Genomic DNA, 15,096 nt, shown 5'->3' with positions numbered 1-15,096 from the left:
GAGTTGACATTGTTAAGCACACTCCAAACGACTTAAAATCGTCAACTCGCGTTAGTGCGACTTGATTTTGTCAATTCGCGTTTTAAAATTCAAAGCCCGTCCATGAGGTTTTTATCTTATGGAACATTCCCTTCATTCGAGAGCGCCAACCGCGATGATTCGCGCCCGAGGCGCGCACCGGTTTGAGGTTTTTAGCCCCCAAGCTTAGCCGCAGGCTCACGATCTATCGCCGCGTCGTACTGGATGCGTGGATGCTCATTGAATCGGATCCATCAGTTGTTACGTTTAGCGAACGTCCGGGGACGATTTTGATCGGCGAGCGTTACCATCAAGTCGACTTCTCTGTGCGGTATGCCGACAAATCCGAGTTGTTGATCGCGGCAGATTCGCCCGGAGAGGAGGATGCCGATGTTCGTGACACGCTTGATACGTCGGCATTACCGGTGCGTTTCATTCCGCACGTAGAATTGGTCGCTGCCCGTATGTGGATCGATAATTGGCATCGCATGCTTCCCAGCATCGTAGCGACACGAGGTTTAATCTCGAGGTCTCTTCTCACGGGTATCGAACGGTTCGCGAACAAGCCACAGCAGCTGGTGACGATTGAGCGTGAGTTCTCAACGGGTGACCCAACCGTTGTGCGCGCAGCAACTTTCCAGCTGCTGCACGAGGGTCGGCTAACTGCGCCAGATATGCATGTGAATCACTGTCATTGCTAACGCCGTTCGTCGTGGCCGGAGCGCCATCGTGAATCGGCGTAAAGCCGAGCTGCAAGCGATTGACCTCGGTCAATGGCCAACCGTGGCCTACACGGATTTTGAACCCAGGGCGAAGGCGGCGTTTCAGACAAGAATGCTTGCGGTCCAGCAGTATGCAAACGGGCGAGCCATCAAAGGCATCGAGCTCGAGCATGGGATTAACCGCCGCCAGCTCTATCGATGGCTTGACCGAGCGCTTGCTCAACATGACGATGGGCGAATCAATGGTTATCGCGGGTTGATGTCTGGCGTCCATTGCAATCGATATGAGCGTATAAATCCGGTCGTTGTGCGTGGTGAGCAAGGATCTCGCGGAACAGCCGGCGCATTTTCATACCTTTTAGAGCGTTACCCGGCGCTCTCAGCGTGGCTTGCGCTTCAGGTGAAGCGACGCAAAGTTTTGCTTGAACAGATTCACACCGACGGGGCGTTGCGTACGCGGCTAAGCGGGCTGGCCGCTGTTCACGACGAATTCCTGCGGCAATGCAGGTCCGCCGGATTGACCGCAGCCGATTATCCCTTCAACACCGCAGACAAGGCGCTCCGAGTGTTGTCGAGACGTCTCAAGGCAGAGATGTTGCGCAACTTCGGCGTGGCCGCGCATGCGGCTGGCGCCACTCATCTCAAGGGGCTCCCGCGCATCGACGACCTAATCTCTTCGCCGACGGCGACGCGTCCCTATCAGGTCGTTGAGTTCGACGGTCACCGCCTCGATATTCGTCTTAAAGTAGTCATCGCGGACCCTCTTGGCTTAGAGCACGAGTTTGAGATCGAAAGGGTCTGGCTGCTGGTTATCATCGATGTATGTACCCGAGCGGTGCTCGGATACAACCTAGTTCTTGGCAGGGAATACAGTCGATACGACGTGATCAAGACGATCGAGAAAGCATTGGAACCGCACAGATCCCGGATATTCACGATCCCGGGCCTCTCATACGGGCCGCAAGAAGGGTTCCCATCGGAACGCCTGCTCGAGTTGGGCTACGCGACCTGGGAATGGATCAAGCTGGATAACGCGAAAGCCAACCTTGCAAACGAGACGCTATCGGCGCTTTGCGAATTCGTCGGCTGTTGTGTCGATGCCGGTCCTCGGCATAGCCCGGATGAACGGCCCTACGTTGAACGTCTTTTCGGCACCGTGCACACGCGGTTTTCATCCCGCCTCCCGGGTTACACCGGGTCACACCCGAGGGATCTGCGGCGCGCCTTATCCGATCCAAAGGGCGGCCTTCGCTTGTATGTCTCGTTCGATGAATTGGAGGAGCTGATCGAATATGCCATGGCCAACTACAACGGCACGCCCCACGCTGGATTGAATAACGTGACGCCTCTCGAAGCCATGTGCCTGATGCAGAGCGCGCGACGCTCTCGGGTAAGAGCGTATTTGGAACTGGGGGTGCGGCCACATATCAACCTGTACGGTGCCCGCTACACCAATGCGATCCTGGCATCGAGCACGCATTTGATTGGCCGCCAGCTGTTGGTCTACATCAATTCGGATGATCTTCGTTCCGTCCGCGCGTTTCTGCCTGACGGTTCGGAACTCGGTGTCCTCGAAGCGCAGGGGATGTGGCGAGTTGTTCCCCACAATCTGAAGCTACGACGAGAGATCCGCAAGGCCTCCGACACCAGACGCTACAGCGGGACGTTCGATTCCAATCCAATCGAAGCGTACTTGAAGCAGAAGTTGGCGCAAGCAAAACATAAGCGAAAGGCGGCAACCGAATTAGTGCAGGCGATGCGCGCGATGACGCCAGCGCCGTTGATACGCACACCAGCCGGGCCGCCGCGGGTGAGAGGCACCGCAAGCGGTGCCAATGAGGCGTTATCGCCGATGGCTGCAGAAGTCGTGGACCGGGAAACGCTGCCGACGCCAATTGCTCACGCACGTAGGCTCAGCATCGGGACAGGGCAGGTCTTTTAGGACGAGATAGTGAAGGGGGTGTGCAATGTCTATCGAAATTCCACGGTCAATCGACCCCTCGATTCACCCACTGGCCACCGGTAACTATCGTATTGCAACGCCCGCCATCCAGGAACTCTACGACCTCGTCGCTCGTTGCCTTCGCTATCGAATCACGGGCGCTCTCATCTACGGCCCGTCTCGGATCGGCAAGACGCGAGCGATCGAGTATGTACGCCTGTTGTTCGCCCGAAACTATCCGAAGGTGACGACGTACCACGCGCAATGTGAACACAAGCCGCGCCACGCGGAAGGCCCCTTCTTTTCCAACCTCCTTTCGGCGGTGGGTTATCCACAGCCGGACACGGGCGGGAACCCGTCGAAACGCATGCGACTGACCGCCAAGATCCGCGAAGCCGCTGCACGAGCCGGTAGCGGCGTTGTAGTGCTCTTTTGCGACGAGGCGCAGCGCCTGAACGAGAATGAATATGAGTGGCTTCGCGACGTCCACGACGCACTTGACCGGCAACAAATCAAGCTCTTCACGTTCCTGGTGGGTCAGCAAGAGTTGCTCGCGCAGAAGACAGGGCTTCAAATCGCCAACAAGACGCAAATTGTCGCGCGCCTCATGGTCGAGGAAATGGCGTTTTACGGGGTCAGGAACGCCGACGACGTCGCAACGTGCCTGCTAGGTTATGACGAGACAACGTATCCTTAAGGCAACGATTGGACGTTCACGCGTTTCTACATTCCACAAGCGTTCGACGCTGGATATCGCCTGATGGACGACGCTCATGTTTTATGGAATGCCTTCGAGGAAGCGCATAACAAAGCGTGTCTTCCGGGTCGTTTAGAGATTCCGATGGAATCCTTCGTTCGAGCGGTAGAAATCGGTCTTAAAGAAAGCGAGCTTCGCGACGATCCTCACTACCGTCCGGGTTCGGCGATGTGGGCTCACGCCGTGCGCCACTGTGGTTACGTGCAGAGTCGCCATGCTACCGGCAACGTGCTCGCGACTGCCTGATGACCCGCCATGCCACCGGCAACATGCTCGCGACTGCCTGATGAGCGGGCATGGTCGCGGTTTCCAATACTGTCCCTAGACGAGGAACTGCTCGCTCCTGCTCTCGGCTACGTGTTTGATCCGAGGTGGATCTGGCCGCGCGAATCCATCGTGTCGATATTGTGGAAGTTCGTCCTCGCCAACCGATTGCCGGGCCATCTTGTGGCCAATTAGGTGAATGCGAAGCTTGATCCCTACGAGGGGGTGCCTCCAAATCTCGCATTCGTCGATATCCGGAAACTGTCGAGTACGTTGGGTGTTTCGGTGCGACTCTTGCGACGTTCGCTTCTGGCGGGCTCTGAGCATCGACAGTGCTGCGAGCATTTCAGGTACTGCCGTTCATGCTCAAGCCTTGGCTATCACAGCGTGCTGTTTCAGCGGCCGAGCGAGAGCATTTGTCCGGTCCATAAGCTTCCCTTGGAAACAGAGTGCCGCCGTTGTGGCCATGAAACGCCCTATGTAATCAATGCGTGCATTCTAGAAGCACCATTCCGTTGCGACTTTTGCAGAGCGCGCTACGGTGGTCCGTTCTCAATCTTGAATCCGAAGCCGTTGCGTAGGGAAGTGCGCATAGCGATCATCCGCCGGAGCATTGCTAGAGGCGTCGAATGACGGGGCCGTTCAAGCGTTTTCGTTCGTTCGCGCTTCAGTGTTAACCCGATGCGCAAAACCGGCGTTCAACCCAAAAACACGAGTTGACAGTTTTATACGCGCAACGGTGACAGAATTAAGTCGGTATTCGTCTTTGGTGGCCTCGTTCACCAACAGCGGAGCAGTCCTTTCGATTGCATGCGCGCAGGGCTGGGCACTTGCGGGGTTCCGGTTCAGTCGGGCTCGACTCGCACCTTAAACAACACCGGTCGTGTTCGATTGGGGTACCAACGCTGTTGGCGCGCCAAAGATTCTTGCCAAAATGTGGGCCACACGGTCATAGGGCGCCCCGCAGACGTGTCAGGGGGGCCGGCCGAATAAAATGCATGTAGCCGGACGCTGTACGCTTAAGTTCCGACGACTCGATCATCGGGTCTTAAAGTACCATGTGTTCGCCGGGCACGACAGCAAACCGGAACTGCGACACACTTTCGATAAGCCGTTTGCCCTGTGTTTCAAGAGATTGCGAAGCGGCCGCGGCTTCCTCCACGAGCGCAGCATTCTGTTGCGTTACCTGGTCCATTTGAGTGATTGCGAGGTTGACCTGCTCGATGCCACGGCTCTGGTCGCCCGAGGCAGATGAGATTTCGCCAAGGATGGTGGTTACGCGCGAGACGGCCGCCGTGACCTCTGAAATGGTGACGCCTGCTTCGTCTGCAAATTGCGAGCCTTGACGGACGGTGTCAACCGACGTTGAGATCAGCCCCTTGATTTCCTTGGCCGCATTAGATGAACGTTGGGCGAGACTACGCACTTCGGACGCAACGACCGCAAACCCCCGACCCTGTTCGCCCGCGCGTGCGGCTTCCACGGCAGCGTTGAGCGCCAGGATATTCGTCTGGAACGAGATGCCTTCGATAATGCCGGTAATCTCCGCAATCCGGCCTGAATTGTCGCTGATCGCCGACATGCTGTTCACGAGACGGCCGACAACCTCATTGCCCCGCGTCGCGACGTTCGATGCGTCCGACGCAAGCGTGCTGGCAAGCACGGCGTTCTCTGCATTGCTGCGCACGGTCGAGGTCAGTTCGTCCATGCTTGAGGCGGTTTGCTGCAAGGACGCGGCCTGTTGTTCTGTACGCGAGGACAAGTCGATGTTGCCCGCAGCAATTTCTGTCGAACCATTCGCGATATTCTGCGCCGCTCCGCGCACTTCGCCGATCAGCCGAATTAGGCTCGCGCGCATGTTCTCCATTGACGCCATCACGCTGCCCTGCGGCGCGTTGTGCGACGCGTGGGAGAGCGTAAGTTCGCCGCGGGCCACCCGTTCGGCCTCGGCGCGCAACATGTCCGGCTCGGCGCCGAGCGCGCGGGTGAGGCTGCGTGTGATGAGCACACCGGCTGCGAGCGCCAGCGCCAGAGCCAGGGCGCAAAGCCCAACAAGAATCGCGCGCTGCGTTGCATACGCGCCGTCGGACTGCATTTTTAGCTTGCCCGCTTGCTCTCGCGTGTAGAGCGCGAAATCATCGGTCGATTTCACAAGTGCAGCGAGAAGTGGGCGGCAATTTGACGTGATCTTTACGCGCGCCTGATTCTGGCGGCCTTCGAGCGCGTCTTTCACAATGTCCAGTGCAACCGGCCCGTACTCACGCTCGACCGATGCAATTGCGTCGATCAATGTTTTAGCGTCGGGGTCATCGGATCTGGCGACGGAGTTATTGAGTTTTGTCAGGTTCGACCAGACATCTTCATGGGCGGCGAGGACCGCTGCATTCTCGGCCGCCATGTCATCGGCTGAAACGACGATCACGAGATTGCGCGCCGCGATCGCGCGCCGGTCCACGGCGGTTCGCACTCGCATGGCGAGATCTGCGCGCTCGCTCACGCCGTCGATATATGTTTTCAGTCGGTGGTTTGCCTCGCTGAGCTCAATAAGCGCGAGTCCCGCGACTACGACGAGAAGGATCATCAGCATGCCATAAGAAGCTGCAAGCCGACCGCGAACTGTCCAGGATTTCCATCTCATCAAACACCTCTTTAGTTATTTTGGGGCCGCGGAGTCTCGCGTTTTCCGAGTGCGGAAGAGAGTCCGCGGAACCATTCATAGATGGTTAACGATGGATGGGCGGGATACTTTAACAATTTTTCCGAATTTGCCAGATTTCGCATTTTTACTGATTGAGCCTCCCGGAACAGGTAAAATGGAGAAACGACCGCGCAATCGTTTTCCCAGCGTGTGTCCATGCCCATTCCACTTTTTTCCCGCATCATGGACGATCCAATCATCACCCCCCGAGAAGCTGCAGCCTTGCTGGGAGTGTCGACGCGCACCGCGCAAACCTGGATCGAGCAATACGCATTGGAGTCTTGGAAGACGCCCGGCGGACACCGGCGCGTGCGTAGAAGCGAGGTGATCTCGCTGCGCGAACGGCTGGGGCCGTCGGAGCCAATGCGCAGACCGGTAGTTATGGTTCAGGTGGGCAAGGCCAACGGTGCGCGAATTTGCGAAGCACTATCGGGGCTCGGTGAAGTGATCGCGATTGATGAAGGCGATCCGCTTTCTTCTCTGACCATCATTGGCCGCACCATGCCGTCGGTCGTAGTGATTGAACTGGGAGGTACGAAACGCGAACAGCTCGCAATGCTCACGCATCTTTTTAGCGATCCGCTGCTCGGGCATATGCACGTGCTCCTACTCGGCGACATGACGGCGGAGCAGGCCGTGACGCAACTCGCTGCAGACAAGCAGGTAACTGTCGCGTCGCCGCAGTCGGGCAACGAAGAATTGCGCGCGATCGTCGAGGCAATCCTGGGGCAAAGCGAACCCGATCCATCGAAACAGATACCTGCGTTGTCGGAGAGCATCCGCGGATATCCGGTTCCTGCCGACGAAAACGAGCGGCTCAAGGCACTGAACCGGACGGGCCTAGTCGATACTCCTTCGGAGCATGCCTTCGACAAAATAGTCCAGGTAGCGGCAAACGTATTACAAACGCCGATCTGCCTGATGAGTCTGCTAACGTATGACCGGCAGTGGTTCAAAGCGCAGGTCGGCCTGACCGAACGCCAGACGCCGCGCCTCTGGGCATTTTGCAACTATACGATCGTGAAAAACGGCGTTTTCGTGGTCGAAGATGCGGCGGCTGACGATCTTTTTCGCGGCAATCCTCTGGTCACCGGAACGCCCCAAATTCGTTTTTATGCGGGCGCGCCGATCAGGGACTATGCAGGCTATGCGCTGGGATCGCTCTGCGTAATCGACAACAAGCCAAGACAGATCAGTAAGGAGCAGCGGGCAACGCTCAAAACACTGGCCGAACTCACATCCGATCGAATTAATTTAAGAATGCGGGAGCGCCAGCTCGCCGCTAAGGCAGTGAGCGACACGAAGTGAAATCATCAAATGCTGTAAAAGCCGTAAATGATCCGATCACGCATGCTGCATGGCGGGCCTAAATTGGCAAAAACTGCTTGAACCCCAAGTGATTGCGTTTAAACACGGGAGCGTAGGCGAAGGCAGTATGACACCGTCTTCAGAGTAAGGATTGCCGACCCAGTAATTTCCTAAAGCTTGGCGGGATTCTCGTCGTTAAGGGTGTGTTATCGCGGCTTGTCGGAGCGCGAGAGAATGAATAGATAAGGAGCATTGTGCTATGTCGGTGGTTACGAAAGGTTTCCAATCCATACAAAACTCGGGTTGTGTTGGCTGTCATTCGGACATCCCAAATCCTATCGAACTAGCTTTTGCGTTTCAACCGATCGTTGACTTGGCATCGAAGACAATATTTGCATGCGAGGCGCTTGTTCGCGGCCTTAACGGCGAATCCGCCGGATCGGTCTTGTCGCAGGTCAGTGAGACCAACCGGTATCAGTTCGACCAGCGATGTCGAACAACAGCGATCGGACAGGCCGCTAGCATTCAAATGGAGTCGCTGCTCTCAATTAATTTCATGCCGAACGCGGTCTACCGGCCAGAAGCGTGCATCCGAAGTACATTCGCCGCTGCAGAAAAGTATGGCTTTCCTATAGAGCGGATAATTTTCGAAACAGTCGAGGGCGAAAACATCGTTAGCCGACCTCATCTGGTAGATATATTCAAGGCATACAAAGAGTTCGGTTTCCAGACCGCCATTGATGACTTCGGAGCCGGCTATTCAGGCCTTACGTTGCTAGCGGACTTCCAACCGGACTTCATAAAGCTCGATATGGGATTGGTACGTAACATTGATACGGACGCGGCGAGGCAGATCATTGCCCGGGGCGTGCTCGCCATGTGCGAAGGTTTAGGCATCAAAGTTATTGCCGAAGGCATTGAGACACGCGGCGAGCGCGATTTCTTTGCCGCGTACGGTGTCACGCTCATGCAAGGGTTCTTTTTTGCTAAACCTGCATTTATGGCTATTCCAACGTTAAACGTAGGCTCACTTGATTTGTAGTCAGTTAATCAAGTTGCTGGTGTAGCGGTTTGCACGTGTTATAAGTTCAGCGGCATTTGCCTGAATGCTCGCCATGCCTTGAAGTTTCGCGTCTGAGCGTTTTCAGGCATCTAACCATGCACCAAGCTACCGGATTCCAGTTGAGTCTTCGACCCAGCTCGGTGAAGTTGAAGGTATGCAGATTTGACCAAACGTTGGCGTAATTATGCGAGTTTTATTTGTCGAGGATGACTCCGTCTGCTGAGGCTTTAGGAGCGCTTGTGGATAACCTTGGACATCACGCTGATGTTGCCTACGACGGTGGCCCGCGTTGGAGCTGACAGCTGCCCGATTTACGATGCGATCTTCTTCGACCTTGGCTTGCCTCATATAGATGATGGCATTTATGCCGACAGCTGCGCGACGCGAGTTGTAATTCTCACGCATGTGTTTTTGCTATAAGAAATGGTGGTCGCCTTTAGGCGGCATCGTGGGCGCGGTAGCTGTTTTTGCAGGCCTGACGCTGGTCCAGAAGGTCGGTGTTGGAGCGATCAACGGGCTGACCATCTGCGCGAACTTCCGTGCTTATGGTGAGCGGCGTGGCCCTTGTGATGAAGTTTGAAGGACATCTTATCGTTTCCCGCGCAGCGTGTCACCCGCAGTCCACGTTTCTCGAACACGCAAGACATCAATCGCCAACGCCATGTTTTCGACTAACCTCGTGCGTTTGCCTTGGAAATCCGCGGGTGAACGCCGCAGCGGACGCGCTTGCCGGCGTTTTTACCAAATGGCCCACGGCTTATCTGAACCTTACTAATCCAAGTGCGTGATGGTACGCAAACGCACTACTTTATATAGCGCGTTTGTATCTGGCGCCTCCTTGCTCCCTAACCCTAAACTTTTGTCTACACGGTGCCATGTCGCCCGTGTCGATACCTACCTCCTAAATATACCTACGGAGCAGTGAAATGAACAAGAATACGGTCGATGGAACGCTGAAGCAGGTCAAGGGCTCGGTGAAGGAAGCGCTGGGAAAGGTGACGGGCAACACGTCACTGGAAGTCGAAGGAGCCGCTGAAAAGACCGAGGGGAAAGTGCAGGAAGGCGTGGGCAAAGCACAGGAGAAGGCGAAGGACATCGGCGATAAATTTACCGGCAAAGACTAAACGCCGGCACATGACTATTGTTGAAAAGACAACCATCGAAAGCCATCGATGATTCGTCATCCGAATTAAATCATTAAAAAGGTATTGTATGTTTGAGAAAACACAAGGATCGGTCAAAGAAGCCGTTGGCAAGGCGCAGGCCACGCTCGGCAGCGCTACCGGCGATAACGGCACGCAGTTCGAAGGTCATGCTCGTCAAGCTGCCGGCATAGCCCAGCAGACCTACGGCGAAGCGCTCGACACCGTGCGTGGTGCGACCAAGAGCAATCCTGTTGCGTCGCTGGCGCTGGTCGCAGCCGTAAGTTTTATCGCAGGTGTCCTGTGGGCAGGGCGCTAGTCCGCCCGACAGAGACGTCGAAATGGGACCCCGACTTGGGTGCTCCCTGATCTGCTAAAAGAAGGTGATCCATGAATCTAATCAATGCTTCTCTCGACACATCGCCAATGAACGCATTGCGCGTATCGTGGGGTGCTGTGTTCGTCGGCTTGTTGCTGGCCATGATGACTTATCTGTTCCTTGGCGTATTGGGCACAGCGATCGGTGCAAGCGCGCTAGACCCGATGGGCGAGCGCAATCCGTTTGCCGGATTCGGCACTGGCGCGGGGATCTGGGTCGGCGTATCCACCCTCGTGTCGCTTGCGATCGGCGGTTTTTTCGCGGGACGGTCTGCGCCACGGCGCGGCGCGCTTCACGGCGTCCTGTGCTGGTCGATGACCACGCTGGTCACGCTCTACATGCTTTCAAGCCTGGCGGGGGGCGCGCTCGGGACCGCATCCGGGATGGCTCGAGCGGGACTATCGGTGGCAGGTCAGGGCGTAGCAGCAGCTGCTCCGGGCATTGCATCCGGCGTGAAAACGGCGCTTAAGGATAATGGCATCGACATAGACATGACCGACGTCCAGGGGCAACTCGAGTCGCTGCTGCGCCAGACCGGCAAGCCGGCGCTCGACCCGTCAAATCTCAAGGCGTCTGCTCAGGGCGCAGCGAGCGAAGGGACTGCTGCGGCTGCAAACGCTGCCGCGGCGCCGCAGGACTCCGCCAATGATCTCAGCAGCTTTTTCGATAGGTTGAAACAGAAGGCGTACCCCGCGCTCAACGCGGCGGACAAGGAAGCGCTTGTGAACGTCATCATGGCACGCACCGGGAAAAGTCGGCCTGAGGCGCAGACCATCGCGGATAACTACGAGCAGACGTATAACCAGGCGCTCGAGAAATATCGAAGCCTGAAGATCCAGGCCGAGCAGAAGGCGCGTCAAGCCGGTGAGGCGGCCGCAAGCGGCGTGAGTCATGCCGCGTGGGCCGGCGTCGTGATATTGCTTCTGGGTGCGCTTGTGTCCGGATTCGCCGGGTTTCTGGGACGTCGCAGCAATCCGTTGCGTGAGGAAGTCGTGGTGTAATGGCAAGTGATTGAGTGTCCCCGCGCCGTCGATGCCACGATCTTTTTTGCGTGTGGCGCCGAGGGCGCGATTTGCCCATGCAGTTCTTAACAATGCCGGCGGTAAAGCTGCATCGCTATCCAGGAAGAAATCAACCATGAACGACCGCGTGCTGCGTACCGAGACGGACAGGCGTCAACTTCAGCAGATTATCACCGGACTGACCGAGGGCGTCATCCTGATCGAGCCGGATCAACGCATCCTGTGGGCGAATGAAGCGGCCCTCGGCATGCATGGCGTAGAAAATGTCAGCGACCTCGGTCGAGACGTGGCGGAATATCGCGAGAGGTTCCGTCTTCGCTATCGCAACAACCATACCCTTTCAAACGGGCAATATCCAATCGAACGCGTGATCGCGGGAGAATGTTTCAGCGACGTCGTGGTCGAGGTATTTCCCGCACATGACGACTCGGTCAACTGGGTGCATCGGGTGCGCAGTCTTGTGCTGACGAACAGCCAGAGCGAACCGGACTGTCTTGCTTTGATCGTTCACGATGCAACTGAATGGGCGAGCGCCGAGCAGCGCTTCGAGAAGACCTTCAATGCAAATCCCGCACCTGCCGTGATCTGCCGGTTGAGCGATCAGCGCTACATGAAGGTCAATCAGGGGTTCCTGGAGATGACGGGGTATGTTCGTGAAGATGTCATCGGACGATCAGTGTATGAACTGGATGTGTTCGAGAACGCTGAAAAGCGGGGCATCGCGATCGAACGCCTGAGTCAAGGCGCGACAATACCGCAGATGGAAGCTGAGCTTCGCCTTCCGGACGGCGGTTTGAAGCCGGTCGTGGTGGCGGGGCAACCTATCGATATAGGTGATGAGGATTGCATGCTCTTCACCTTCATGGATCTCGAGCCACGCAAAAAGGCGGAGAGTACGCTTCGTCAAAGCGAGGAACGTTTCCAGAAAGCTTTTCGCATGCTACCGGTCCCGAGCGCGGTGGTGACGGCGGACGGGTTTGTGATTCTCGATCTCAACGAGGCCTTCACTGCAACAACGGGTTACGCGGCGGAAGATATTATTGGCCGTGCGGGTGCAGATGCCAACGTCTGGATCGGCGATGTGCGCAGCCGACTTGCAGATTTGCTCGAAACGGGCACCGGGGTTCGCAACGTGGAGTTCGACGTACGCAAAAAGAACGGGGAGACGATCCGCTGCCTGGTATCGGCCGAATCGGTCAGCATCAATCGGCAGGATTGCGTGTTGATGGCGTGGCTCGATATCAGTGAGCGAAAGCGTTCGGAAATGGAACTGGTCGATGCCATCGAAGCAGTCATGCAGGACGCATCCTGGTTCAGTAAAACGCTTATCGAAAAACTGGCAAATGTCCGGCGTTCGAATGCGTCGGAAACGTCTAAGGGTCGGCTCGACGATCTGACTGCACGGGAGCGAGACGTATTCGACGCTCTATGTGAAGGACTCGCCGACAAGGAAATCGCGAAGCACCTGGATCTCGCTTTGAATACCGTTCGCAACCACGTGGCGACCATTTACGCGAAACTCGATCTTCACAGTCGTAGCGAGGTAGTGATCTGGGCGCGCGAAAATGCGTATTTGGCTTCGCGGCCCAAAAAAAGGACAGAGACAGAAGTAACCAAGCCTAAAAGTTAGGTTAGCGTCAGACCGGATTTCGGCATAAACGGCATGGGTGCTTTGCGGGTCTGACACACCGGACGCTCAGTCGCCAAAAAGCGCTTCGTTTTCCTTGAAGGAATCGATCAAGTGTTGCATTACCACGCGTAGCGTCGGGACGTTCCGATCCTGCCTGCGTATGAGCAGCCACATATCTCGCGAAGGAGGCACTGGCCCGAGCGCGCATAAGCTTAGTCCAGATAGAGCTCGGCCCAGATAATGAGGAAGCAAAGCCAGTCCTGCACCGTCCCGCGCTGCAATGGCTTGCAGGATGTGGTTCTCTGCACGAAGTGAAATGCGAGCGCGGGGAAAATGCTGCGTCAGCCAGCTTGTGCCCGGCATGTCAGCGCTTTCCTCGTTGAAATTCACAAATACGGGAGGCTCTCCGCGTTCAATTCGTTCACACTGCGCTTGTGCGCCATAGAAGCCAAACGCCATCCCGCCGAGTGATTTCGCGATCAGGTCCGCATCGACAAGACGGCCCACGCGCACCGCGATATCTGCTTTGTGCCGATCGAGACTAACCGAACGAAGGTTCGTCGCAAGGTCTATGTCGATGCCAGGATAGGACTCGGCCAGCTGGGTGAGCCGGGAAAGTATGAAACCCTGCGCCAGCGCAGGCGGCGCATTTATGCGCACCAGGCCTCGAAGGCTGCCGTCGCCATCGCTCGTACCGGCATGCTTCATTGTCTGCGCCGCAACTTCCATTTCTGCTGCAACCTTCAACGCATCGTGTCCGGCAGGTGTCAGTACGTATCCCTCCGGCCTGCGTTCGACCAGTTTCTTGCCCACGCTCTCCTCGAGAGACTGAACACGGCGGGCGACCGTCGCGTGATTTACGCGCAGTGCGCGTGCCGTAGCAGACAGGCTCCCGTAGCGTCCCAGCGCCAAGAAAATCCGCATGTCCTGCCAATCGATTTCTGTGCGTTTTTTATCAGTCATTGCGCAAGGATAACGACTCCCAATTCCCAAAGTCCAGCGATAACCTTCTCTCCATGCCACGAGATGCCTAGGGCATCCGGGTCAAGTCAACTGCTAGGAGCAATATCATGAGTCAAAAAAAGGTAGTCATTGTCACTGGCGCTTCACAGGGAATGGGCGAAGGCATAGTCAATGGTTTTCGTGCGCGTGGCTACGGTGTTGTCGCGACGTCGCGCTCGATCCAGCCATCGGCCGATCCGGACATAGTGACCGTCGCGGGCGATATCGGCGATCCGCAGACGGGCAAGCGGGTGGTCGCGGCAGCCATGGACAGGTTTGGCCGCATTGACACGCTGGTGAATAATGCCGGCATCTTTATCGGTAAGCCATTTACTGAATATACAGAAGAAGATTATCGGCTCAAGGTAAGGACCAATCTCGACGGGTTTTTCTTCACCACCCAGCAGGTTATTCCGGTGATGTTGAAGCAAGGCAGCGGACATGTCGTCCAGATCACGGCCTCAACGGCGGAATTTGCCAGCTCGCTCTCTCCTGCGTTTATCGCGATGCTGACGAAAGGCGGGATGAATTCCGCCACCAAAAGCATGGCGATCGAGTACGCCACGCGCGGCATCCGCGTGAACGCAGTGGCGCCGGGCGTCATCCGCACGCCCATGCACGATCCGAGCATGCTGGAGAAGCTGGCCGCCTTCCATCCGATGAACAAGCTAGGCGAGGTGGAAGATATCGTTCGAGCGGTGCTCTACCTCGAGGACGCAGCCTTCTCGACCGGGGAAATCCTTCACGTCGATGGCGGACTGATCGCCGGGCGATAAATGCATAGGAGGCGCGCAACGCGGCGCCACCGTTTTTTTCCCGGAGAACCGTATGCCAATCGTGAATATCCTGGTGACCCGTGAGGGCACCAGTCCTGGCGCAGAGCGCACGACGCGCGAGCAGAAAGCCGCAGTGTACAAAGGCATTGCCGATCTTCTCTTTACCGTAATGGGCAAGCCGCATGAAGATACAACCGTTATTTTCCACGAACATGGGATTGAGGACATCGGACAGGGCGGGCTGCCGCTTTCGGACTATCGCAATCAACGCGCTCAGAAGCGTAATGTTCATCCCTGACCGCGTTCAGGCGACTCGGCAAGCGCCTCCAGTTCGAGCTGGCGGGAAGGTTCATAGCCAGGCTCAAGGATCCCG

General features: G+C 56.7%; 13 protein-coding genes and 1 pseudogene. 12 read left to right on the top strand and 2 right to left on the bottom strand.

Annotation, left to right across the window (positions count from 1 at the left end; genetic code table 11):
• Positions 1-251: 251 nt before the first annotated feature.
• From ASG35_RS20560 to ASG35_RS20550, 3 genes and pseudogenes are all read left to right on the top strand, one after another.
• Positions 252-719 carry a hypothetical protein gene (locus ASG35_RS20560; protein ID WP_327019658.1) on the top strand — a complete coding sequence of 156 codons (468 nt, stop codon included), beginning with the start codon at positions 252-254 and terminating at the stop codon, positions 717-719.
• A gap of 28 nt (positions 720-747) precedes the next feature.
• On the top strand, positions 748-2,682 hold the full coding sequence (locus ASG35_RS20555) for a helix-turn-helix domain-containing protein (RefSeq protein ID WP_056361831.1): 1,935 nt from the start codon (positions 748-750) through the stop codon (positions 2,680-2,682).
• A gap of 25 nt (positions 2,683-2,707) precedes the next feature.
• A pseudogene (locus ASG35_RS20550) lies at positions 2,708-3,685 on the top strand (AAA family ATPase).
• A gap of 1,066 nt (positions 3,686-4,751) precedes the next feature.
• Here the strand turns inward: ASG35_RS20550 and ASG35_RS32545 are convergent.
• The gene (locus ASG35_RS32545) at positions 4,752-6,341 is read right to left on the bottom strand and encodes a methyl-accepting chemotaxis protein (RefSeq protein WP_056361818.1); all 1,590 of its coding nucleotides are present in this window, start codon (positions 6,339-6,341) and stop codon (positions 4,752-4,754) included.
• 216 nt (positions 6,342-6,557) lie between these two features.
• On the opposite strand from ASG35_RS32545, the gene ASG35_RS32250 reads away from it, so the two are divergent.
• The 7 genes from ASG35_RS32250 to ASG35_RS20510 all read left to right on the top strand — a co-directional run bounded on the left by ASG35_RS32250 (position 6,558) and on the right by ASG35_RS20510 (position 12,945).
• Positions 6,558-7,709, top strand: coding sequence for a GAF domain-containing protein (locus ASG35_RS32250; RefSeq protein WP_082508505.1), 1,152 nt, complete (start codon positions 6,558-6,560; stop codon positions 7,707-7,709).
• A gap of 259 nt (positions 7,710-7,968) precedes the next feature.
• Entirely contained in the window at positions 7,969-8,751 is a 783-nt protein-coding gene (locus tag ASG35_RS20530) for an EAL domain-containing protein (RefSeq protein ID WP_056361812.1), read from the top strand.
• 424 nt (positions 8,752-9,175) lie between these two features.
• The gene (locus ASG35_RS32540) at positions 9,176-9,352 is read left to right on the top strand and encodes a DMT family transporter (RefSeq protein ID WP_327019657.1); all 177 of its coding nucleotides are present in this window, start codon (positions 9,176-9,178) and stop codon (positions 9,350-9,352) included.
• Positions 9,353-9,698: 346 nt separating this feature from the next.
• Positions 9,699-9,896: a CsbD family protein gene (locus tag ASG35_RS20525; RefSeq protein WP_056361811.1), complete on the top strand. Its 198-nt coding sequence runs from the start codon at positions 9,699-9,701 to the stop codon at positions 9,894-9,896.
• 88 nt (positions 9,897-9,984) lie between these two features.
• Positions 9,985-10,233, top strand: coding sequence for a CsbD family protein (locus ASG35_RS20520; RefSeq protein ID WP_056361809.1), 249 nt, complete (start codon positions 9,985-9,987; stop codon positions 10,231-10,233).
• Positions 10,234-10,304: 71 nt separating this feature from the next.
• On the top strand, positions 10,305-11,294 hold the full coding sequence (locus ASG35_RS20515; protein WP_056361808.1) for a hypothetical protein: 990 nt from the start codon (positions 10,305-10,307) through the stop codon (positions 11,292-11,294).
• Between the two features lie 136 nt (positions 11,295-11,430).
• Complete coding sequence (locus ASG35_RS20510; protein ID WP_056361807.1) at positions 11,431-12,945, top strand: helix-turn-helix transcriptional regulator; 1,515 nt, start codon at positions 11,431-11,433, stop codon at positions 12,943-12,945.
• Positions 12,946-13,011: 66 nt separating this feature from the next.
• Here ASG35_RS20510 and ASG35_RS20505 read toward each other — a convergent pair whose 3' ends face one another.
• Positions 13,012-13,908, bottom strand: coding sequence for a LysR family transcriptional regulator (locus ASG35_RS20505; protein WP_056361804.1), 897 nt, complete (start codon positions 13,906-13,908; stop codon positions 13,012-13,014).
• A gap of 107 nt (positions 13,909-14,015) precedes the next feature.
• Here ASG35_RS20505 and ASG35_RS20500 point away from each other — a divergent pair, with 107 nt between their 5' ends.
• Complete coding sequence (locus tag ASG35_RS20500; RefSeq protein ID WP_082508504.1) at positions 14,016-14,723, top strand: SDR family NAD(P)-dependent oxidoreductase; 708 nt, start codon at positions 14,016-14,018, stop codon at positions 14,721-14,723.
• A 52-nt stretch (positions 14,724-14,775) separates the two neighbouring features.
• Complete coding sequence (locus ASG35_RS20495) at positions 14,776-15,021, top strand: tautomerase family protein (RefSeq protein WP_056361798.1); 246 nt, start codon at positions 14,776-14,778, stop codon at positions 15,019-15,021.
• Positions 15,022-15,096 lie beyond the last annotated feature (75 nt).

This window comes from Burkholderia sp. Leaf177, assembly GCF_001424345.1.
Classification (GTDB): Bacteria; Pseudomonadota; Gammaproteobacteria; order Burkholderiales; family Burkholderiaceae; genus Caballeronia.
Note: the sequence above shows the minus strand (reverse complement) of the source record. Positions and strands in the feature narration are given on the sequence as shown.

Bases quoted from the DNA above. Each gene is read 5' to 3' on its own strand.
- ASG35_RS20560 (WP_327019658.1), top strand. From the start codon at position 252: ATGCTCATTGAATCGGATCCATCAGTTGTTACGTTTAGCGAACGTCCG.
- ASG35_RS32545 (WP_056361818.1), bottom strand. From the start codon at position 6,341: ATGAGATGGAAATCCTGGACAGTTCGCGGTCGGCTTGCAGCTTCTTAT.
- ASG35_RS32250 (WP_082508505.1), top strand. From the start codon at position 6,558: ATGCCCATTCCACTTTTTTCCCGCATCATGGACGATCCAATCATCACC.
- ASG35_RS20530 (WP_056361812.1), top strand. From the start codon at position 7,969: ATGTCGGTGGTTACGAAAGGTTTCCAATCCATACAAAACTCGGGTTGT.
- ASG35_RS32540 (WP_327019657.1), top strand. From the start codon at position 9,176: ATGTGTTTTTGCTATAAGAAATGGTGGTCGCCTTTAGGCGGCATCGTG.
- ASG35_RS20525 (WP_056361811.1), top strand. From the start codon at position 9,699: ATGAACAAGAATACGGTCGATGGAACGCTGAAGCAGGTCAAGGGCTCG.
- ASG35_RS20520 (WP_056361809.1), top strand. From the start codon at position 9,985: ATGTTTGAGAAAACACAAGGATCGGTCAAAGAAGCCGTTGGCAAGGCG.
- ASG35_RS20515 (WP_056361808.1), top strand. From the start codon at position 10,305: ATGAATCTAATCAATGCTTCTCTCGACACATCGCCAATGAACGCATTG.
- ASG35_RS20510 (WP_056361807.1), top strand. From the start codon at position 11,431: ATGAACGACCGCGTGCTGCGTACCGAGACGGACAGGCGTCAACTTCAG.
- ASG35_RS20505 (WP_056361804.1), bottom strand. From the start codon at position 13,908: ATGACTGATAAAAAACGCACAGAAATCGATTGGCAGGACATGCGGATT.
- ASG35_RS20500 (WP_082508504.1), top strand. From the start codon at position 14,016: ATGAGTCAAAAAAAGGTAGTCATTGTCACTGGCGCTTCACAGGGAATG.
- ASG35_RS20495 (WP_056361798.1), top strand. From the start codon at position 14,776: ATGCCAATCGTGAATATCCTGGTGACCCGTGAGGGCACCAGTCCTGGC.